This is a genomic window from Pseudomonas sp. L-22-4S-12 (assembly GCF_009799935.1).
Classification (GTDB): Bacteria; Pseudomonadota; Gammaproteobacteria; order Pseudomonadales; family Pseudomonadaceae; genus Aquipseudomonas.
The window spans coordinates 148,402-165,973 of record NZ_WELL01000007.1 but is presented as its reverse complement, the minus strand read 5'-3'; the positions used below and the strand labels follow the sequence as shown (position 1 = coordinate 165,973).

The window sequence follows — 17,572 nt, the reverse complement described above, 5'->3', positions numbered from 1 at the left end:
GCCGATGGGCACCACCTATGGGTGCGATTGGCGATGGGTCACAGACGGTTCACCGGGCAGCGGTTATAGTACTCGCCGCGCGGCTGATCGGCCGCGCCTTCCATTCATCGCTCTGACAAGGAGGTCGCAGTGAGTTATCTCCCTCGCGCCATCGCATCCCTGCTGTTCGCATCCACCGCTGCCCTAGCCCAGGCCGAGCAGCTGCCCATCGAAGTACTGAGTGCCGTGGTCAAGGACCAGCGCATCGCCGACGCCGAAGTACTGGTGCAGAAGAACGGCGCGCAGAGCGTGGTCGGCAAGACCAACGCCCAGGGCCAGGTCAGCCTGACCACGGCCTTCCCCGATGACGCCGCCAGCTTGCTGATCATCAAGAAGGCCGGCTACTCCAACCTGGTCGCCAAGTGCCCGTGCAAGGGCATGACCTACGCCATCAGCCCGGTGATGCAGAGCCTCGATGGCATGCGCGTGGTGCTCAGCTGGGGGCAGGCGCCCGCCGACCTCGATTCGCATATCGCCTACCCGGGCAACCATGTCTTCTTCGGCGAGAAGCTGGGCGAGCAGGCCAACCTGGATGTCGACGACACCAACAGCTACGGCCCGGAAACCATCACCCTGCAGAAGAAGCGCTTCGGCGAGACCTACGTGTACGCCGTGCATGACTTCATCAACAGCACCACCCCGTCGGCCAATGCCCTGAGCGCCAGCCAGGCCAAGGTGTTCGTCTATGTCGGCCAGTCGCTGGTGCGCACCTACTACGTGCCGCAGGGCCAGCGCGGCAACCTGTGGACGGTGTTCCGCATCACCGGCAACGGCGACTTCCAGGACATCAACCAGCTGCAGGGCATCAGCGGCGAAAGCGCCGCCATCGGCGGCATCCTCCAGCCGCTGCAGAACGAAGGCCAGAGCATCGCCAGCCTGACCGCCACGCAAGCCGCCCAGGGCGACGCCAAGGCGCTCAACCGCCAGGGCGAGACGGCCTACCATGCCGGCCAGCTGGATCAGGCCATCGACTTCTACCGCCAGGCCATCGAACTGGACGCCAACTACGGCCAGGCCTACGGCAACCTCGGCCTGGCCTACCAGAAGGCCGGGCGCACCGCCGAGGCGATCTGGGCCAACCGCAAGGCCATCGCCCTGGCCAGCGGCGCCAGCGCGGCCACCGTGCGGGCCGGCTCCTACTACAACATCGCGCGCATCTACGAGGCGGCCGAGCAGTTCGACGACGCCCTGCGCCACTACCACCTGGCCAAGGAACAGAAGGCCAACCCGGTGTACGACAAGGCCATCCTGCGGGTGCAGGATCGCAGTTGATCCATCGCCGATCCGGACAACGCGCTCCTCAGGGGCGCGTTTTTCATTCAAGGAAGACAATTTATGTTGATCAGAACTCTTTTCCTCGGGCTCGGTCTGCTGGTCGGCAGCGTCCAGGCCGCCGGCCCCGCGACCTTCGCCACCCTCGACCGCGGCACCTGGCCCGAAGCGCTGCACAGCCAGGCCGCCTTCGATAGCGCTTCGCGGGCGGAAATCCTCATGTTCGCCCAGGCCCTGCAGGCCAGCGAAGGGCTCGACGAAACCGCCTGGAAATCCCGTCTGGGGCTGAAATCGGCCAATCTGCAGTCGATCGCCCAGGTGCGCGAACGCTTCTGGCAGCGCCTGCTGGAGAACTACCGCTTCGCCCGGCAGAGCTGCACGCCGGCCAGCGATTTCTGCGCACCGGTCGAGGATGTCGCCGGTCTGCGCGAGCAGGCCCGGCAGCTGGTGATCGCTCCCGACTCGCGCTACTTCGCCTGGGCCGAGGCCAGCCAGCGTTTCCACCTCGGCTACCTCAACGAGCAGATGCGCCTGGCCGCGCTGTTCCCGCGGATCAGCAGCGAGATCGCGCTGTTCTCCAGCCGGGAGCGCAACGGCGACGAACTGGCCGATATGCAGTTCCTGCTGACCTTCGACGACGGCCCCACGGCGCCCGGCGGCAACAGTGACAAGCTGGCCACCTGGCTGCGCCAGCAGGGGCTCAACGGCACTTTCTACGTGCTCGGCAGCAACCTGCAGCAGCGCCTGCAGAAGACGTCGGCCGCGTCCCTCAACCAGCTGTATGCCGGCCAGTGCGTGGCCTCCCACGGCTGGGAGCACAAGTCCCACGCCGGCTGGGCCGACTGGCAGGGCTCGGTGAGCCGCACCCGTGAGCTGCTGCAGCGTGAACTGCCGGATCTTTACGTGCCGTTGTTCCGCCCGCCCTATGGCCAGCGCCAGGCCGACAGCCAGGCATTCTTCGCCGGCCAGGGCCTGCAGGTCGCGCTGTGGCAGATCGACTCCCAGGACTGGAGCAGCAAGGTCGGCGCCGAAGCGGCCGGCCAGCGCGTGCTGACCCTGATGCTGCTGTGGCGTCGTGGCGTCGTGCTGTTCCACGACATCCACAACAAGGCGGCCGGCGCCTTGCCCTGGCTGCTGCAGGCCAGCAGCGGGGCCGGGGTGAACTGGCTGGATTGCCGCGACTATCGCTGAGTCGGGCGCCGCATCGAGGGCGTGTTCGGGGGTGTGTCGCGGGGGCTTGGCGAGCGGGGCGGAGCGGGCTCGCCGAGGGGCATGACTTCCGACTTTAACGGTGGCTTTCGGGTACGCCAAGGGTTATTCGTCGAACCGATAAAAAAGTCTGGCCACGATGAAAAAGTTCTTTTTTCTGTCATCCCGAATGGAGTATTAACGAAGACAGACCGTCGAACCCTGCAGCACAGGTGGCGGCTTCAGGCCATCACCTTTGCGCGCACTTTTCCGGCTCTGGCCGGGAGGCCGACGGCCCTTCGACGGAGCGCTTTGCCGGCTCCGCATGGCCCGCAGATAAGGTGACCGAGTATGGATGATCACGGACACAGCCGTTCCACCCAGCCCACTCTCTACGTCCTCGACACCAACGTCCTGATCCACGATCCCAACGCGCTGCTGAACTTCCAGGAACACCACGTCACCATCCCCATGACCGTGCTCGAGGAGCTGGACAAGCTCAAGGCCGGCAAGCATTCCGTCGCTGCCGAATGTCGCCAGGCCATCCGCCTGATCGACCAGGTGCTGGGCGAGGCCAGCCCGGAGGAAGTGGAAAAAGGCGTACCGATCCAGCGTGGCAAGAGCGGGCCTTGCGGCAGCCTGTCGATCCTCATGAGCAAGCGTGCCGAGCCGCTGACCTGGCTGCCGGAAGACCTCAACGACAACAAGATCATCAACCAGCTGGTCGACCTGCGCAGCCGCAATCCGGGCGTGCGCGTGGTGCTGGTGACCAAGGACATCAACATGCGCCTGAAGGCGCGCGCCTGTGGCATCGCCTCGGAGGACTACCACACCGACCAGCTGGTCGACGACGTCAACCTGCTGTCGCGTGGCTACCACACCATGACGGGCTCGTTCTGGGACCGGGTGAACAAGGTCGAGACCCGCCAGGGCCATGGCCGTACTTGGCACCAGGTGCAGCTCACCGACAACCTGCCGGCCGTGCACGTCAACGAGTTCATCATCGACGAGCAGGGCTTCGTCGGCTGGGTCAAGGGCATCGACGGACGCACCCTGACCATCCTCGACCTGCACCAGGAGCCGCTGCTGCACCAGGAAGCCTGGGGCCTCAAGCCGCGCGACATCTACCAGTCGCTGGCGCTGTTCGCCCTGCTCGATCCCGACATCCACCTGGTCAACCTGTCCGGCGCCGCCGGCTCGGGCAAGACCATCCTGGCGCTGGCCGCGGCCATTGAGCAGACCATGGTCAGCAAGCGCTACCGGCGGATCATCGCCACCCGCAGCGTGCAGGGGCTGGACGAGGACATCGGCTTCCTGCCGGGTACCGAAGCAGAGAAGATGGAGCCCTGGCTGGGCGCCATCACCGACAACCTGGAAGCGCTGCACATGGACGACGAGAGCACCCACGGCAGCGTCGACTACATCCTGCAGAAGGTGCCGCTGCAGTTCAAATCGCTCAACTACATCCGCGGGCGCAGTTTCCAGCACAGCCTGATCCTGATCGACGAGTGCCAGAACCTCACCCCGCACCAGATGAAGACCATCATCACCCGCGCCGGTAGCGGCTCCAAGGTGATCTGCCTGGGCAACCTGGCGCAGATCGATACGCCTTACCTGTCCGCCACCAGTTCGGGCCTGACCTACCTCACCGAGCGCTTCAAGGACTTCGAGCACGGCGTGCATATCACCCTGCAGGGTGTGCCGCGTTCGCTGCTGGCCGAGTACGCGGAAACCCACATGTAAATCACGCGGTATTCCCCTCTCCCATTCGGGGGAGGGGATGCGCGCTGCGGCTGCGAGCGGCGTTACAATGGCCGCATCTCTTCCGGAGCAAGACCGTGCTGACCCATCTCGATTCCCAAGGCCGCGCCAACATGGTGGATGTCACCGACAAGTCGGTGACCTCCCGCGAGGCCGTGGCCGAAGCCCGCGTACGCATGCTGCCCGCCACCCTGCAGCTGATTGCCAGCGGCGGCCATCCGAAAGGCGACGTGTTTGCCGTGGCGCGTATCGCCGGCATCCAGGCGGCGAAGAAGACCTCCGACCTGATTCCGCTGTGCCACCCGCTGCTGCTGACCAGCGTCAAGGTCGAGCTGGAGGCCTGCGGCGACGATTGCGTGCGCATCCAGGCGCGCTGCAAGCTGGCCGGGCAGACCGGGGTGGAAATGGAAGCCCTGACCGCCGCCAGCGTCGCCGCGCTGACGATCTACGACATGTGCAAGGCGGTGGACCGCGGCATGGTCATCGAGTCGGTGCGCCTGCTGGAGAAACTCGGTGGCAAGAGTGGTCACTTCGTTGCAGGGGAACAGGCATGATCCGCGTGCAGTATTTCGCCCGTTACCGCGAGGTGCTGGGCATCGATGGCGAGCAGTTGCAGCTCGCTGCACTGAACAGCCTCGAACAGCTGCGCCAGCACCTGCTCAGCCGTGGCGGCGTGTGGCAGGTGCTGGCCGAGCCGAACCTGATGTGCGCGCGCAACCAGGAGCTGTGCAGTCTGGACAGCGAGCTGGCCGATGGCGATGAAGTGGCCTTCTTTCCTACCGTAACGGGAGGGTAGAGGATGGCCGTTCGCGTCGAACCCGCAGCTTTCGACCCCGGCGCCGAGCTGAACGCCCTGCATGCCGCCCAGCTGGGCATCGGCGCGGTGGTCGGTTTCGTCGGCTATGTGCGTGATTTCAATGACGGCCAGGACGTGCGCGGCATGTTCCTCGAACACTACCCGGGCATGACCGAAAAGGCCCTGGAGAAGATCGTGGTGGAAGCCGAACAGCGCTGGCCGCTGCTGCGGGTGGAAATCGTCCACCGCGTCGGCCAGCTGCCGCCGGGCGAGCCGATCGTCTTCGTCGGCACCGCCAGCGCCCATCGCCAGGCGGCCTTCGACGCCTGCAACTTCATCATGGACTACCTCAAGACCCGCGCGCCGTTCTGGAAGAAGGAAGACACCCCAGAAGGTGCGCGCTGGGTGGAAGGGCGCTGCAGCGACCAGGATGCGGCCGGGCGCTGGGCCAAGTCCTGAGCGCCGCTTGGCGATCATTCGATCTGGTCGGCGGCGAGGCAGCCGTTACCTGTTGCATCCGTCATCGAGCTTTTGGTGGGAGCGGATTTATCCGCGATAAACAGGCCATCCGGAGCGGGCCCTGATCGCGAATGAATTCGCTCCCACGCACAGCCAGAGCTGCCGCACGCCCCTACGGCATCAGGCCTGGGCGGCTTCTTCCGCGGCCAGGCGCTGGATATAGCGGGCGAAGCCTGCGTCCTCGCCGCGCAGCAGTTCCGGCAGGCGCTGGCGGAAGTCTTCGCGGCGGCTCCATTCGCGCATGTAGTCCTCCCAGGAGTGCCAGCGGCGCAGCTTCTTCTTGTCCATGTTGTCTTCGTAGACCAGCAGGTAGGCGCGTTCGAACAGCGAGATGAGCATGTCGAAGATCACCCACATGCGTTCGCGCTGCTCGTCGCTGAGGTCGGAGGTGGCGCGCTGGCTGCGCAGGCGCAGGTCCGGATTGTTCAGCACCACTTCGAGAAAATCGATGTAGGCATCGGAGATCTGCTGCCAGGTGGCTTCTTCCTCGTTCTCGCGCTCCTTGCGCTGCTCGAAGATGAACACCGCGATGGCGAAGGGCAGGGCCACCACGGTGACGATGTAGGACAGCAGTTCCCAGGTTTCGGTAGACATGGCGGACTCGCGGGGCTGTGTGGCGCGGGTAGGCAGCGGCGCTCGGCTGGTGCGTGGCTGCTGCGCCCATGGGCTGAGGCTGGCGAGTGTGCCGCAAGTTAACGCGGGCGGGAAGGCGCGAGCATCACGGCGCCCAGGCCGGCGGCGGCGAACCGCTGCGCCGTTTAGGGGCAGCGTTTTTGGCGAGCTCATACATAGCCATGGAGTATGCATAACATAATAAATATGCATTTGATAAATGCCTGGGGCGGGCGGATTCTTGGATCGCGGCGGTGACCGGGTGGTCATCCAGTGCGATGTGAAGTGGCTTGCGGCTGACGGCCAGCTTCACAGCGAACCCCGATTCCAGAGGAAAACAAAATGTATAAGACTCTCCGCTCCCTGTTGCTCTGCGCCAGCCTCGGTGCCCTGCCGTTCGCTGCCGCCCAGGCCGCCGAAGGCCCGACCCTGCGCATCGCCACCGAAGGCGCCTACCCACCCTTCAACTACTACACCGCCGACGGCCAGCTGGCCGGCTTCGATATCGAGATCGGCCAGGCCCTGTGCCAGCGCATGCAGGCCAAGTGCAGCCTGGTGGCCCAGGACTGGGACGGCATCATCCCCGGGCTGCTGGGGGGCAAGTACGATGTGGTGATTGCCTCCATGTTCATCACCGAGGAGCGCAAGCAGAAGGTCGCCTTCAGCAACCCCTACCAGAAGTCGGCGATGACCTTCGTGGTATCCAAGGATTCCGAACTCAAGGATTTCAGCCCGGCCGCGATGGCCGGCAAGACCATCGGTGCCCAGGGCGCGACCACCCAGGCCGACTACCTGATGGCCATGTTCCCCGAGTCCGACGTGCGCCTGTATCCGACCCAGGATGCGGTGAACCTGGACATGGCTTCCGGGCGCCTGGATGCCCAGGTCGGCGACATGATTCCGATGCTCGACTGGACCCTGAAATCCGAGGACGGCAGCTGCTGTCGCCTGGCCGGCGAGCCGATCAGTGACCCCAAGTACAGCGGCGAGGGTGTCGGCATCGCCCTGCGCAAGGAAGACGAGCAGCTGCGCCAGCAGCTGAACGAGGCGCTGGCGGCGATCATCGCCGATGGCACCTACAAGGCCATCAACGACAAGTTCTTCTCGGTCAATCTGCTGACCCTGGAACGCTGAGCCGCATGCGGTCGATCTGCTGAGCGAGAAGAGGAACTGTTATGGACTGGCTCACCTACCTGAGTTTCGGTAGTGGTGGCTGGGGCGACGAGTTGCTGCAGGGCCTGGGTGTCACCCTGGCCCTGGCGCTGACCACTCTGCCGGTCGGGCTGCTGCTCGGCCTGCTGGTGGCGGCGCTGGCACTGTTCGGCGGGCGCCCGGCGCGCGCCCTGGCCCTGGCCTTCAGCACCACCCTGCGCGGCCTGCCCGAGCTGCTGACCCTGTTTATCATCTACCACGGCGTGGGCATGGGCCTGAACGCCCTGCTGCGCTGGTACAACCCGGCGGCTGCTCATCTTGAACTGAGCCCCTTCATTGCCGGGGTGCTGGCCCTGGGCCTGGTCTTCGCCGCCTATTCCAGCGAAGTCTGGCGCGGCGCCTGGCAGGCCCTGGACGGCGGCCAGCGCGAGGCGGGGCAGGCCATGGGCCTGCGCCGGCTGACCATCTTCCGGGTGATCGAGCTGCCGCAACTGCTGCGCCTGGCCCTGCCGGGCCTGGGCAACCTGTGGGTCAACCTGCTCAAGGACACCGCCCTGGTCTCGGTGATCGCCTTGAGTGACCTGATGCGCATGGCCAATATCGCCGTGGGCACCACCAAGAAGCCGTTTCTGTTCTTCCTCGTGGTGTGCCTGGCCTACTGGCTGGTGTGTCTGCTCTGCGAATGCCTGCTGGGGCGCATGGAGCGCCGTGCCGGCCGCGGTTACCGCACGGGAGGGCAGGCAGCATGATGGATATCCTCACGCGGTTTTCCGCCCAGCTGCTCTCCGGTGCCGGCCTGACCCTGCAACTCACCGCGATCGCCGCGCTGCTGGCCTGCGCCCTGGCGCTGCCCCTGGCCATCGGCCGTTGCAGCGAGTGCGTTGCCCTGCGCTGGCCGATCCGCCTGTTCGTCTCGTTCTTCCGTGGCACGCCGCTGCTGGCCCAGCTGTTCCTGGTCTACTACGGCTCCGGCCAGTTCCGTGCCGAGCTGAACCAGCTGGGGCTGTGGTGGTTCTTCCGCGACCCCTACTACTGTGCGCTGCTGACCTTCGTCCTCAACTCCACGGCCTACCAGGTGGAAATCCTCCGCGGCGGCCTGCGCGCGGTGCCTTACGGGCAGATCGAGGCGGGCGTGGCCATGGGCCTGTCGCGCCTCGACCAGTACCGCAAGATCATCCTGCCCAATGCCTACCGCATCGCTTTTCCGGCCCTGGGCAACGAGATCATCCTGCTGCTCAAGGGCAGTGCGGTGGTCAGCGTGATCACCCTGTTCGATGTGATGGGGCAGACCCGGCGCATCTTCTCGCAGACCTTCGACCTGTCCGTGTACCTGTGGGCGGCCGTGCTCTACCTGCTGATGACCAGCGTTTTCGTCTGGCTCTGGCGTCGCCTGGAGCTGTGCCTGACCCGCCACCAGCGGGCACGCCAAGCCCCATCCACCGCTACCTTGCCCGCCGCCAAGCGGGTCTCCGCCGGAGTGTCGCCATGACTGCACGCAACCCCCAGACCGCTGCCCTGCAGGTGGAAGACCTGCACAAGACCTTCGCCGGTATCGAGGTGCTCAAGGGCGTCTCGCTGACCGCCGAGAAGCACGACGTGATCAGCATCATCGGCTCCAGCGGCTCGGGCAAGAGCACCTTGCTGCGCTGCATGAACCTGCTGGAGTTCCCCGACAGCGGCCGCCTGCGGGTGCACGGCGAGGAGCTGGAGCTGACCCCCAACCACCGCGGCGTGCGCTCGCGGCGTTTCCAGCGGCAGATCGAGCGGGTGCGTTCGCGCCTGGCCATGGTCTTCCAGTCGTTCAACCTGTGGTCGCACATGACCGTGCTGGAGAACGTGATGCTCGGCCCCTGCCTGGTACACAAGCGCAACCGCACGGATGTGGAGGCCCAGGCGAAGAAGCTGCTGGCCCGGGTCGGCATGCTGGACAAGTGCCAGATGTACCCCGAGTGCCTGTCCGGCGGGCAGAAGCAGCGGGTGGCCATCGCCCGCGCCCTGGCCATGGACCCCGAGGTGATGCTGTTCGACGAGCCCACCTCGGCCCTGGACCCGGAGCTGGTGGGCGAGGTGCTCAAGGTCATCCGCGAGCTGGCCGAGGAGGGCCGCACCATGATCATGGTCACCCACGAGATGCGCTTCGCCCGCGAGGTGTCATCCAAGCTGGTGTACCTGCACCGGGGCCGCATCGAGGAGCAGGGCAGCCCCGAGCAGCTGTTCAGCGCCCCGCAATCGGACAACCTGCGCCGCCTGCTGGCCAGCCAATACTGATTTTGTTGGGTGCGCCCTGCGCACCACCGGCAATGACGCGATGGTGCGTACGGCGCACCCGACCTGTTAATTGAGAGAACAATACCCATGAGCCAAGTCGTCTCCCTGTCCCCCTGGAAAAGACCGCAGCACCTCGAGAGTGCCGACAACCAGCTGCTGATCGATGGGGTGAGCGCCCTCGAACTGGTCGAGCGTTATGGATCACCGCTGTTCGTCTACTCGGAAAGCCGGCTGCGGGAAAACGCCCGGGATATCCTGGACAACTTCCGCCGCGTGCATGCCAATACCCGGGTCTGCTTCGCCAGCAAGGCCTGCGCCAACCTGGCGGTGCTCAAGGTGTTCAAGGACTGCGGTCTAGATCTGGAGGTCAACTCTGGCGGCGAGTTCTACAAGGCGCAGGTCGCCGGCTTCGTCCCGGCGCAGCTGGTGTTCAACGGCGTGGCCAAGCAGGTGAACGAGCTGCGCGAAGTGATAGGCGCCGGGATCAAGGCGATCAACGTCGACTCGCTGTCGGAGCTGGCGCGCATTCTCGCGGTGGCGACCGAGCTGGGCCAGCAGGCGCGGGTCAGCCTGCGCATCATCCCGGAGATCCAGGGCGGCGCCGCTGCCGGCTGGCAGACCGGTACCTCCACCTCCAAGTTCGGCATGACCGCCGCCGAGCAGAGTGATGCCATCGAACTGATCCTTGAGCACCCGCAGGCACTCAAGCTGGTCGGCGTGCATGCCCATATCGGCACCCAGATCACCGATATCGCGGTGTACCAGGCCGAGGCGCAGTTTCTGATCGACTACGTGCGCCAGGTGGCCGAGCGTCTGCCTTATGCCCTGGAGCATGTGAACCTGGGCGGCGGCTTCCCGAAGAACTACAGCAGCGCCGAGGCCAACTTCGACACGGTGGCGCCGCACTACCGCGCCAACTACCGCACCACGGTCGACTTCAGCCTGCTCGCCGAACAGCTGATCAAGCCCATGGCCCAGGCCCTGGGCGAGCAGGTCGAGCTGATCGTCGAGCCGGGGCGCAGCATGGTCAGCGACAGCGCCATCCTGCTGACCCGCATCGAGGCCCGCAAGGAGCGCCAGGGGCGCCCGGTGTTCTACCTGGACGCCGGCTACAGCGTGCTGTTCGACCTGTACAACGGCTGGTACTTCCACATGCTCAACGCCTCCCGCGCCGATGACCGGGACACCCGCCACTGCCGCATGGCCGGGCCGCTGTGCGACAGCAGCGACACCTACTACGACATCGAGGGCGAGGGCGCGGTGGCGGACCTGATCGCCGAGGAACCGGCCCTGGCCCAGCATCGCGCGGTGCTGGAGCAGGTGCTGGTGCACCAGCCCAACCTGCGCGAGCTGCCGGCGGCCACTGACCTGGGCGATGTGATCGCCCTGCTGGACGTGGGTGCCTATGCCCTGGAGATGATGAGCCAGTATTGCGGCCGCCAGTCCGCCGCCGCGGCACTGGTGGATCTGCAGCAGGGCAGCCGGCTGATCCGTCGCCGTGGCGAGTATGCCGACCTGCTCAGCCACGATGTCGACTGAGCGCAACGGCGTGTCGCCTCAGGGGCAGTCCCGCACTGCCCCTTGGGTGGGCGGCAATGCTAAGGTCTGCCCGGAGCCGTCACCATGACGGCCTGTCTGGGAGAGCTATCGATCATGCTGTCGCCCCGCGAGCGCCTGTTGCGCAACCTGGACTGGAACCTGCTGTACACCTTCCTGGTGATAGTCGAGGAAAGCAGCATCACCGGCGCGGCGCGCAAGCTGTCGCTCAGCCAGCCCAGCGTCAGCAATGCGCTCAAGCGTCTGGAAGAACACCTGGGCATGCGCCTGATCCAGCGCAAGAAGGGCATGTTCTCCCTGACCGAGCAGGGCTTGCGGGTCTACGAGTACATTTCCTCGGCCGGCAGCATCATCGGCAAGATGGCCGAGCAGTACGCCGGCGAGGCCGGCGCGGTGCTCGGCGAGCTGCATATCCAGGTCGCCAGCCATGTCAGCTGTCAGCCCTTCGACGACAGCCTGGCCGAGTTTCACCGCCTCTACCCCAATGTGCTGATCAGCCTCAGCTCCCAGCCCAGCGCCGATATCGTCGACGCGGTGGCTAGGGGTGACCTGCATATCGGCATCAGCAACAAGAAAACCGCCCAGACCGGCCTGCACTTCGACCTGCTCGGCTACGAGCAGATGGCCTTCTACTGCGGCCCGCGCCACCCGCTGTTCGGCCGCCAGGAGCTGACTGCCGCGGACCTGCGCGGCCTGGCCTATGTCTCCTTCGAGAGCGACCAGCCCGGCGAAGGCCTCAGCGCGGTCAACTCGGTGCGCACCGCACAACAGTTCTGGGGCCGCCTGGTGGCGGTGTCGCCCAACGAAGAGGAGGTGCGCCGCCTGATCCTCGCCGGCCTTGGCTTCGGCGCCCTGACCGTGGAGGGGGCCAAGCCCTTCGTGGCGCAGAAGCTGCTGTTCCAGCTGCCGCCCTATGACCAGTTGCCGGTCAACGAGGTCTACCTGGTCACCCCGGAAAACCAGCTGCTGAGTGACGTGGAGCAGTTGTTTATCGGCCTGCTGCGCGAGGCCACCGTGGCGGCGGTCCGCGAGCGCTATTTCAAATAGGGTACGCCCTGCGCAGCAGACTTTGCGCAGGTTCTCAGATCGCCTTGTCGCGGCGCAGCTGGGCAATCTGCTCGGCGCTGTAGCCGAGGCGGCCGAGCACCGCCGCGTTGTGCTCGCCCAGGGTCGGGCCGGTCCATTCCACGCCACCCGGCGTGTCGGAGAGCTTGGGCACTATGCCGGGCATCTTGAACGGCTTGCCGTCCGGCAGCTTGGCCGAGAGGAACATCTCGCGGGCGAGGAATTGCGGGTCCCTGAACATGTCCTCGGCCGAGTAGATGCGACTGGCCGGCACCTCGGCACTCATCAGGGTCGCCTCCACTTCGCTCAGCGGCAGGCTGGCGGCCCAGCGGTCGATCACTCCGTACAGCTCGTCGCGGCGCGCATCGCGGCCGGCGTTGTCGACCAGGTCCGGCGCATCGGCCAGATCCGCACGGTCTATCGCGCGCATAAAGCGCTGGAAGATCGCATCGCCATTGGCGCCGATCTGGATGTGCTTGCCGTCGGCGCAGGTGTGGATGGAGGAGGGCGTGATGCCGGGCATGATGTTGCCGGTGCGCTCGCGGATGAAACCGAACACGTCGAACTCCGGCACCATGCTCTCCATCATGGCGAAGATCGCCTCGTACAGCGCCACGTCCACCACCTGGCCCTGGCCGCCGTTGACCTCGCGGTGCCGTAGCGCCATCAGCGCGCCTATCACCCCCCACAGTGCGGCGATCGAGTCGCCGATGCTGATGCCGGTGCGCACCGGCGGACGGTCCTCGAAACCGGTGATGTAGCGCAGCCCGCCCATGGATTCGCCCACCGCGCCGAAGCCCGGCTGGTCCTGCATCGGCCCGGTCTGGCCGAAGCCAGACAGGCGCACCATCACCAGCTTCGGGTTCAGTGCATGCAGCACGTCCCAGCCGAGGCCGAGCTTTTCCAGCACACCGGGGCGGAAGTTCTCGATCAGGATGTCCGCCTCGGCCAGCAGCTTCTTCAGCACCTCGCGGCCGGCCTCGTGCTTGAGGTTGAGGGTGATCGACTGCTTGTTGCGCGCCTGCACGAACCACCACAGCGAGGTGCCCTCGTACAGCTTGCGCCACTTGCGCAGCGGGTCGCCGCCATCCGGCGACTCGACCTTGACCACCTCGGCGCCGAATTCGGCGCAGATGCGCGAGGCGAAGGGGCCGGCGATCAGGGTGCCGAGCTCGACCACTTTCAGGCCGGCGAGGGGTTTGCTGGGGATCATGATGGCTCCGGGGCAGAAGGGCAGCGCATAAGCCTATGCCATTGTGGGCCGGCTGGGGAGCGCGGGGCGGCTGACCAGGCTGTTGTGCGCCGGCATTGTGCGGTTAAATCGCCGGCGCACGCACAGATTGACTGGATCATGGAGCACAACGGAAGGTGAAAGCCTGGATAGTCCCGCGCCTGCAGCTACTGCTCGGCATCGCCGCCCTGATGCTGGCGCTGCAGCTGGTCAACAGCCTCAGCGGCAATGCCCTGAATGCCTGGGGCGTGCTGCCGCGCGATCCGGCCAGCCTGCCGGGCATCCTCGCCGCGCCCTGGCTGCATGCCGGCTGGCTGCACCTGCTGAACAACCTGCCGGGGCTGCTGGTGCTGGGCTGGCTGGTCAGCCTGGGCTCGTTACGGCGTTTGGTCGGCGCCAGCGCCTTCATCATCCTCGGCAGCGGCCTGCTGGTCTGGCTGTTCGCCCGCCCGGGCATGCACCTGGGCGCCAGTGGCTGGCTGTTCGGCCTGTGGGGCCTGCTGCTGGCCCAGGCCTGGTTCCAGCGCAGCCTGGGCAACCTGCTGGTCGCCGTGCTGGTGCTGTTCTACTACGGCGGCTGGTGGTTCGGCCTGTTGCCGAGCCAGGGCGTGTCCTTCGAATACCACCTGTTCGGCGCGCTGTGCGGGGTGCTGTATGCGGCCCTGCAGCAGCGCCTGGCCAGCCGTGGCGAGGAACCCTAGGCGGCGGAGCCGCGGCCATGCTGACCGATTGCTCAGGTCTTTTGTTACAGTGCTGGCTAAGTAGCACTACCACCGAGTCCGCCGCTCAGGGAGCAGAGCCTTTCCCCATGTTGCAGTTGCACATTCCGACCCTGCTGCTGGCCAATGCCTGTGTGGTCATTCTCTGCGGCCTGCTGATGCTGTTCAGCTGGTGGCGCGGCCGCCATGAACGCACCCTGCTGTGGGGCGGTGGCATGTTGCTGCTGGCCGCGGTCGGGCTGGTGCTGAACTCGCTACGCGGGATGGGGCTGGACTGGCTGTCGATTATCCTCGGCAATATGGTTCTGCAGTTCTGCGTGGCGATGAACTGGGCGGCGGTGCGCGCCTTCTGCGGTCGTGCCACGGCATGGCCCTGGATGTTCCTGGGCCCCCTGCTGTGGCTGCTGCTGTGCCTGTGGCCGGCGTTCTATGGCGAAATCCGCTGGCGGCTGCTCGCCTATACCCTGTTGATGACCCTGTACATGCTGGCGTCCATGGCCGAGCTGTGGCGCAGCCGCCACGCGCTGGGTGTGTCCAGCCTGCCCGCATTGCTGCTGATGGGCGCCCACACCCTGTTTTACCTGGTGCGCATGCTGGTCGATCCCGCGCCGTCGGCAGGCGCTGCGGGCGCCGCGCCCAGCCCGCTCTTCGCCATGCTGCTGGTCGAGAGCATGCTGTATGCGGTGGGCATTGCTTTCCTCTTGCTGTCCATGGTCAAGGAACGGGCCGAGCAGCAGTACCGGGTGGCCGCCTATTCCGACCCGCTGACCGGCATCGGCAACCGCCGCGCCTTCCTCCGCGCCGGCGAGCGCCTGCTGCGCCTGTGCGCCGAGCAGCACCAGCCGGTGGCCCTGCTGCTGTGCGACCTCGACCATTTCAAGGCGATCAACGATAGGTACGGCCATTCGGCAGGCGACCTGGTGCTGCAGCAGTTCAGCGCCGGGGTGGCGGTGCAGTTGCGCAAGAGCGATGTGTTCGGCCGCATCGGCGGCGAGGAGTTCGCCTGCCTGCTGGTGGGCACCCAGGCCGATGCCCTGGCCCTGGCCGAGCGCATCCGCCTGGCGTTCGCCGCCGCGGCACCGGCCCATCGCCCGCAGAGCGTGAGCATCGGCGTGGCGAGCAGCCTGCAGGCCGGGTATGACCTGACGCGCCTGCTGTCACTGGCCGACCAGGCGCTGTACCAGGCCAAGGGCGGCGGGCGCAACCGGGTGCAGGCCTATGCCGAGGGGTGCCAGGCGCTGCCCGATTGAACGGCCCGGCGACCGGAAGCCGCCCCAGGCCGGCGCTATTCGCGCTAGACCTGCGCTCCTGCCGACCTGCAAGCTGCACCGTACAGCGTCGATCCGAACCTTGCTGACCTCGGCGCGCAACGCCTACGAAAAACTGGCTTGATCGCCGCGAGCATGTTGGGAAACCGAGCCCCGTTCGTGTGTGCGGCTGATCGCCTATGCACTGCAGGGCGTTGACGAGTCGGCGCTCTGGTACGGCACGTCAGCGGATGTTTGCACCACCTTGCAGCGACTGGGTGCCGGCCTTATCCGGCGGCCTGTTGCGGCAGCAGGCCGTTGCTCAGGGTATCGAGCAGTTGCTCATGCAGCTCGCGAGCGCGTGCTGGTGCTTGTTGTTCGATGGCCTGGCGCAGAGGCGTCAGGAGGTTGCGACCGCCGAGCAGAAGGCTGCAGTCAAGCGCACCGATCGCCTCGGCCAGGCGCTGGTGGCGAATGTGGTTAAGCAAGATGCCTTGTGACAACTCATGGCTGCAGGCCCCCTGGGTGTTCAGCTCATTGCGCAGGGCAATGGCGGGCAGGTGCTGGTCGATACTCAGATAGCTGTGTGCGACATCTTTCAGGTTCAGCTGATGGTCGTATTCATCGTCATCCTCGTCGGGATGATCCTTGAGTTGTTGCACCAGCTCGTCCAGCAGTTTCCCGGCCGCCGTATTCTGGCCGAGGGCATGCAGCAGCTTGGCCTGGGCGCTGTAGCGCAGCAGTTTGTCTGACGTGCTCAGTTGGCTGTTGAACCGGGTGATCTGTTCCAGGCTAGTACGGATCAGCGTCTGGTCGCGGCGGGGCGCAGATAGCTGGGTTTGAGCTTGCAGTCGGGCCTCCAGGGTCAGCAGCTGATACCAGCCCTCGTGCTCCTTGCCACGTAGTTGCTTCAGATGGTGCTCGGCCTGCTGCAGCTGCGCTGCACTCCAGCTCGGTTGATGCTCATGGCTGTGGGCAAATAGCTGGAGTCGCAACTCGATGTGCTGCTCGGAGCTCTGCACTCGTTTCTGCAACAAGGCATCGACCGCCGCAGTTTCGCTATGTTGCAGGTGCCAGCGCATAAGACTCAGGAGTAATTCGTCGGCGGCATGGGTGGCCACGAAGTCAATCAGGTGCAAGGCCTTGTCTGGCTGATTGGCGTTGAGGGCAATGTTCAGCAGTTGGTCGTAGGTGTCGACGGGGATGTCACTGCCGCTTTCGCTCAGCAGAGCAAAGGCCGGCTCCAGCTCACCGGCCTCGAACAGCACGCTGGCGGCGCTGGTTTTGTAGGATGCGGGCAGTTGTTCGGCCAGCTCTATGACCCGGTCGCTGCCGTCCTGCTGGAAAAACTCCTGGAGAATGGCGCGTAGCTCATCCCGCGACAATTCACCGTCCGCTCCCAGAGTGGCCCAGGCCCAGGCAATGCTCAGGGCGGCGGCCTCTTTCATGTTGAAGCGGCGCTGCAGGCGGGCAACCTCCAGGCTGTCGGCTCGGGAAAGCGTGTAGACACCCGCGACTGCCTGCAGTTCGCAGACGTCTTTGAGGGATTTCAGGGCTTCCTGCTCTTTGCCATTAGCCAGATCCAGTTGGATGCTGACGACATGCCCGTCGATCGGCAGCTGTGCATTGGCATTTTGCAGCAGCGTTTGGGCCGCCTGCGATTCGCCCTGTTGCAGCATCACTTCCAGGATGGTTTTCAGCGGCTCGGATTTGTTGGCTTTGCTCAGCTCGGCGAAGGCTTGCTCGCCTGCCGAGCGGTGGCCTGCCTTGATCAGCTCCGGTGCCACGATTTGCATGGCCAGTTGCCGCGCGTGACCGTCCAGGTGCTGGGCCATCTCCAGCGCCAGCCGGGGCTCGCTCATGGCGACCAGGGTGACACGGTTGATCTGCGCAGACTCTTGCGGGGTCAGCCGCAATGCCAGGGCTTTCCTGTAACGATAAAAGAGGTAGATCGCCAGTACGGCGACCCCGATGACCATCCCTGCATACACTTCCATGGGCTTCCTTTCCATTCGTCGCTGGCCGGTCCGCGGGTTGCGCACCGCCCTGGATCGCGCGGGTTATAAGTGCCAGGCGTGGGTGTGGCAACCCTGATGGGCAGTTTGTGGGACTCCTGCCGCAGTCGCCGATGTGCCGAACGGGCGCA

At 65.7% G+C, this 17,572-nt stretch carries 17 protein-coding genes; 14 read left to right on the top strand and 3 right to left on the bottom strand.

Annotated features, from left to right (window positions below):
* The first annotated feature begins 150 nt into the window (after window positions 1-150).
* The 6 genes from F3I16_RS17070 (at window position 151) to moaE (ending at window position 5,515) form a co-directional block, all read left to right on the top strand.
* Window positions 151-1,311: a tetratricopeptide repeat protein gene (locus F3I16_RS17070; RefSeq protein ID WP_160494817.1), complete on the top strand. Its 1,161-nt coding sequence runs from the start codon at window positions 151-153 to the stop codon at window positions 1,309-1,311.
* A 63-nt stretch (window positions 1,312-1,374) separates the two neighbouring features.
* Window positions 1,375-2,502, top strand: a complete 1,128-nt coding sequence (locus F3I16_RS17065) for a polysaccharide deacetylase family protein (protein WP_160494754.1) — start codon at window positions 1,375-1,377, stop codon at window positions 2,500-2,502.
* A 348-nt stretch (window positions 2,503-2,850) separates the two neighbouring features.
* Window positions 2,851-4,242 carry a PhoH family protein gene (locus tag F3I16_RS17060; RefSeq protein ID WP_160494753.1) on the top strand — a complete coding sequence of 464 codons (1,392 nt, stop codon included), beginning with the start codon at window positions 2,851-2,853 and terminating at the stop codon, window positions 4,240-4,242.
* A gap of 95 nt (window positions 4,243-4,337) precedes the next feature.
* The gene (gene moaC / locus F3I16_RS17055) at window positions 4,338-4,814 is read left to right on the top strand and encodes a cyclic pyranopterin monophosphate synthase MoaC (RefSeq protein ID WP_160494752.1); all 477 of its coding nucleotides are present in this window, start codon (window positions 4,338-4,340) and stop codon (window positions 4,812-4,814) included.
* Complete coding sequence (locus tag F3I16_RS17050; protein ID WP_160494751.1) at window positions 4,811-5,056, top strand: MoaD/ThiS family protein; 246 nt, start codon at window positions 4,811-4,813, stop codon at window positions 5,054-5,056. Before moaC ends, F3I16_RS17050 begins: the two co-directional genes overlap by 4 nt.
* A gap of 3 nt (window positions 5,057-5,059) precedes the next feature.
* Window positions 5,060-5,515, top strand: coding sequence for a molybdopterin synthase catalytic subunit MoaE (moaE, locus tag F3I16_RS17045; protein WP_160494750.1), 456 nt, complete (start codon window positions 5,060-5,062; stop codon window positions 5,513-5,515).
* Between the two features lie 180 nt (window positions 5,516-5,695).
* Here moaE and F3I16_RS17040 read toward each other — a convergent pair whose 3' ends face one another.
* Window positions 5,696-6,169 (bottom strand): hypothetical protein, encoded by a 474-nt coding sequence (locus F3I16_RS17040; RefSeq protein ID WP_160494749.1) that lies wholly within the window; start codon window positions 6,167-6,169, stop codon window positions 5,696-5,698.
* Window positions 6,170-6,529: 360 nt separating this feature from the next.
* Here F3I16_RS17040 and F3I16_RS17035 point away from each other — a divergent pair, with 360 nt between their 5' ends.
* The 6 genes from F3I16_RS17035 (at window position 6,530) to F3I16_RS17010 (ending at window position 12,211) form a co-directional block, all read left to right on the top strand.
* On the top strand, window positions 6,530-7,321 hold the full coding sequence (locus F3I16_RS17035; protein WP_160494748.1) for an ABC transporter substrate-binding protein: 792 nt from the start codon (window positions 6,530-6,532) through the stop codon (window positions 7,319-7,321).
* A 41-nt stretch (window positions 7,322-7,362) separates the two neighbouring features.
* Window positions 7,363-8,088 (top strand): ABC transporter permease, encoded by a 726-nt coding sequence (locus F3I16_RS17030; protein WP_160494747.1) that lies wholly within the window; start codon window positions 7,363-7,365, stop codon window positions 8,086-8,088.
* Complete coding sequence (locus F3I16_RS17025) at window positions 8,085-8,828, top strand: ABC transporter permease (RefSeq protein ID WP_160494746.1); 744 nt, start codon at window positions 8,085-8,087, stop codon at window positions 8,826-8,828. The genes F3I16_RS17030 and F3I16_RS17025 overlap by 4 nt, the downstream gene beginning before the upstream one ends.
* Complete coding sequence (locus tag F3I16_RS17020; RefSeq protein WP_160494745.1) at window positions 8,825-9,607, top strand: ATP-binding cassette domain-containing protein; 783 nt, start codon at window positions 8,825-8,827, stop codon at window positions 9,605-9,607. The genes F3I16_RS17025 and F3I16_RS17020 overlap by 4 nt, the downstream gene beginning before the upstream one ends.
* Before the next feature lie 87 nt (window positions 9,608-9,694).
* Window positions 9,695-11,146, top strand: coding sequence for a diaminopimelate decarboxylase (gene lysA / locus F3I16_RS17015; RefSeq protein WP_160494744.1), 1,452 nt, complete (start codon window positions 9,695-9,697; stop codon window positions 11,144-11,146).
* A gap of 114 nt (window positions 11,147-11,260) precedes the next feature.
* Window positions 11,261-12,211, top strand: coding sequence for a LysR family transcriptional regulator (locus tag F3I16_RS17010; protein WP_160494743.1), 951 nt, complete (start codon window positions 11,261-11,263; stop codon window positions 12,209-12,211).
* A gap of 34 nt (window positions 12,212-12,245) precedes the next feature.
* On the opposite strand, the gene F3I16_RS17005 is transcribed toward F3I16_RS17010, so the two are convergent.
* On the bottom strand, window positions 12,246-13,442 hold the full coding sequence (locus tag F3I16_RS17005) for a CaiB/BaiF CoA-transferase family protein (protein WP_160494742.1): 1,197 nt from the start codon (window positions 13,440-13,442) through the stop codon (window positions 12,246-12,248).
* Between the two features lie 155 nt (window positions 13,443-13,597).
* Here F3I16_RS17005 and F3I16_RS17000 point away from each other — a divergent pair, with 155 nt between their 5' ends.
* Window positions 13,598-14,161, top strand: coding sequence for a rhomboid family intramembrane serine protease (locus tag F3I16_RS17000; RefSeq protein ID WP_372239643.1), 564 nt, complete (start codon window positions 13,598-13,600; stop codon window positions 14,159-14,161).
* A gap of 107 nt (window positions 14,162-14,268) precedes the next feature.
* Window positions 14,269-15,429, top strand: a complete 1,161-nt coding sequence (locus tag F3I16_RS16995; RefSeq protein WP_160494741.1) for a GGDEF domain-containing protein — start codon at window positions 14,269-14,271, stop codon at window positions 15,427-15,429.
* Between the two features lie 284 nt (window positions 15,430-15,713).
* On the opposite strand, the gene F3I16_RS16990 is transcribed toward F3I16_RS16995, so the two are convergent.
* Window positions 15,714-17,423, bottom strand: a complete 1,710-nt coding sequence (locus F3I16_RS16990; RefSeq protein WP_160494740.1) for a hypothetical protein — start codon at window positions 17,421-17,423, stop codon at window positions 15,714-15,716.
* Between the last annotated feature and the right edge of the window lie 149 nt (window positions 17,424-17,572).

What these genes read in the sequence shown, in the direction of transcription:
- F3I16_RS17025 (WP_160494746.1), top strand. Translation starts at nt 8,085, where the DNA reads ATGATGGATATCCTCACGCGGTTTTCCGCCCAGCTGCTCTCCGGTGCC.
- F3I16_RS17010 (WP_160494743.1), top strand. Translation starts at nt 11,261, where the DNA reads ATGCTGTCGCCCCGCGAGCGCCTGTTGCGCAACCTGGACTGGAACCTG.
- F3I16_RS17005 (WP_160494742.1), bottom strand. Translation starts at nt 13,442, where the DNA reads ATGATCCCCAGCAAACCCCTCGCCGGCCTGAAAGTGGTCGAGCTCGGC.
- F3I16_RS16995 (WP_160494741.1), top strand. Translation starts at nt 14,269, where the DNA reads ATGTTGCAGTTGCACATTCCGACCCTGCTGCTGGCCAATGCCTGTGTG.
- F3I16_RS17040 (WP_160494749.1), bottom strand. Translation starts at nt 6,169, where the DNA reads ATGTCTACCGAAACCTGGGAACTGCTGTCCTACATCGTCACCGTGGTG.
- F3I16_RS17020 (WP_160494745.1), top strand. Translation starts at nt 8,825, where the DNA reads ATGACTGCACGCAACCCCCAGACCGCTGCCCTGCAGGTGGAAGACCTG.
- F3I16_RS17065 (WP_160494754.1), top strand. Translation starts at nt 1,375, where the DNA reads ATGTTGATCAGAACTCTTTTCCTCGGGCTCGGTCTGCTGGTCGGCAGC.
- F3I16_RS17050 (WP_160494751.1), top strand. Translation starts at nt 4,811, where the DNA reads ATGATCCGCGTGCAGTATTTCGCCCGTTACCGCGAGGTGCTGGGCATC.
- moaE (WP_160494750.1), top strand. Translation starts at nt 5,060, where the DNA reads ATGGCCGTTCGCGTCGAACCCGCAGCTTTCGACCCCGGCGCCGAGCTG.
- F3I16_RS17035 (WP_160494748.1), top strand. Translation starts at nt 6,530, where the DNA reads ATGTATAAGACTCTCCGCTCCCTGTTGCTCTGCGCCAGCCTCGGTGCC.
- F3I16_RS16990 (WP_160494740.1), bottom strand. Translation starts at nt 17,423, where the DNA reads ATGGAAGTGTATGCAGGGATGGTCATCGGGGTCGCCGTACTGGCGATC.
- F3I16_RS17060 (WP_160494753.1), top strand. Translation starts at nt 2,851, where the DNA reads ATGGATGATCACGGACACAGCCGTTCCACCCAGCCCACTCTCTACGTC.
- F3I16_RS17030 (WP_160494747.1), top strand. Translation starts at nt 7,363, where the DNA reads ATGGACTGGCTCACCTACCTGAGTTTCGGTAGTGGTGGCTGGGGCGAC.
- lysA (WP_160494744.1), top strand. Translation starts at nt 9,695, where the DNA reads ATGAGCCAAGTCGTCTCCCTGTCCCCCTGGAAAAGACCGCAGCACCTC.